We start from the raw sequence: 1,776 nt of genomic DNA, 5'->3' as shown, positions 1-1,776 counted from the left end.
GACGCAGGCATCCGCCGTGAAGCCGTGGGCGTGCTCGGCTGGCTCAAACACCTACCGGCCCTGGAGGCATTGGCCGTATTGGCCAGCGGCGATATCGACACCGAAGCCCGGCGCGCCGCCACCGGGGCCCTGGGCCTGGCCAGCGATGAGCGCGTGTTGCCGGCGCTGTTCCATGCGTTGCGAGACCCGGCCTGGCAAGTGCGCGAAGAAGCGGCGACGACGCTGGGCAAAGTCGGCAGCTCCAGCGCCGGTGAGGCATTGGTTCAAGCGCTGGCAGACGATTACTGGCAAGTGCGCCTGCGCGCGACCCGCAGCCTCGGGCGCCTGCGCTATGCCCCGGCGTTAGCGGGATTGATGCAGACCCTGGGCCACAGCATCAGCAACCTGCGCAAGGAAGCCGCGCTCGCGTTGGGGGAACTGGGTGATCGACAAGCGCTGACAGCTTTACGCGACGCTGCCGAAGATGGTGACCCGGAAGTACGCAAAGCCGTGCGCATTGCCCTGGCGCAGTTGCAATGATCGGCGCGCCGCACAGCATCGGTAAGGGAACGGATGGGCGACTGCGCGTGGGCTGGGCAGACGGCGCGCAGTGGATTGATCATGCTCGACTGCGCCGCGAGTGCCCGTGCTCCCAGTGCCGCGCGTTTCGGCTGCGCGGTAGCCCGCCGCGGGTATCAGACGCGGTGCGGGTGGTGGAGATTCACCCGCAGGGGTATGGCGTGCAGTTGGTGTTCAGTGACGGGCACCAGCGCGGCATTTACCCGTGGGCTTACCTCGCGCAATTGGGCAGCGATCAGGAGGAGGGCGGGGCACTCGCCAGATGAGCGGGCAGGCGGCGCAAGGTCCACACGGTGACGAGCATCGCCGCGACGGCACACAGCGCAATGCCAATCAACATCGGCGCCGGCGTGTGGTCGGCAAACACACCGACCAGGGTCATGGACACGGCGGCGGTGATCATCTGGATCGCGCCCAGCAGCGCCGACGCGGAACCGGCTACGGCACCATGATCTTCCAGCGACAACACGCCGGCGGCTGGCAGTAACAGGCCAAGGAAACCGAAGCCGATAAACAGCAGCGTCATCATCAACGCCAGGTGGTTGCCCCACACGGTGGTGACTGCCAGCAACGTCATGACGATCGCAACAGCGATCACCGACCAGCGAATCACCGGCGCCAAACCGAACCGTGCGCTCAGGCGCGCCGTGAGCTGGCTCATGGTGAAGAACGACGCGGCGTTCAGGGCAAAACACAGGCTGAACTGCGTGGGCGTCAGACCGAAATATTCGATGTACACGAACGGCGCGCTGCCAATGAACACGAAGAATGTCGCCAGGCCGAAACCGCTGACCACCGCCAAACCGATGAACACCGGGTCGCGCAACAGCGCGCCGTAGCTGAGGATCGCCGTGCCAATAGTCTTGCCCAGGCGACGCTCGGCCGGGTGGGTTTCCGGCAGTTGCACAACGGTCATCACCAGGCACAGCACCGACACGATCGCCAGCGCGGCGAACACTTCGCGCCAGCTCCAGATCGAGATCACCACGCTGCCGGCCAAGGGCGCGAGGATAGGCGACACACTCATCACCAGCATCAGCAACGCCATCAGGCGTGCGGCTTCATGGCCGGTATACAGGTCACGAACAATCGCGCGGGGGATCACCATCCCGGCACACGCGCCGAAGGCCTGCAGGGCGCGAAAACCAATCAGCACTTCGATGGTGGGGGCCAATGCACACCCCACGCTGGCCACGGCAAAAATCACCAGCCCGGCAT

Annotated in this window: 3 protein-coding genes; 2 read left to right on the top strand and 1 reads right to left on the bottom strand. The window is 65.5% G+C overall.

The genetic code is table 11. From position 1 onward, the window contains the following. The coding region (locus tag WBB95_RS20495; RefSeq protein ID WP_424489239.1) for a HEAT repeat domain-containing protein at positions 1 to 519 on the top strand (519 nt) is incomplete at its 5' end. After that, complete coding sequence (locus WBB95_RS20490; protein WP_424489238.1) at positions 516 to 824, top strand: DUF971 domain-containing protein; 309 nt, start codon at positions 516 to 518, stop codon at positions 822 to 824. The genes WBB95_RS20495 and WBB95_RS20490, both read left to right, overlap by 4 nt. Here WBB95_RS20490 and WBB95_RS20485 read toward each other — a convergent pair. Further along, positions 794 to 1,776 (bottom strand): Bcr/CflA family efflux MFS transporter (locus tag WBB95_RS20485; protein ID WP_424489237.1); only part of this gene is annotated, 983 nt, incomplete at its 5' end. The two genes, WBB95_RS20490 and WBB95_RS20485, sit on opposite strands and share 31 nt — an antisense overlap.

This window comes from Pseudomonas sp. (assembly GCF_049645325.1).
Lineage (GTDB): Bacteria > Pseudomonadota > Gammaproteobacteria > Pseudomonadales > Pseudomonadaceae > Aquipseudomonas.
This window is presented reverse-complemented; position numbering and strand designations above follow the sequence as displayed.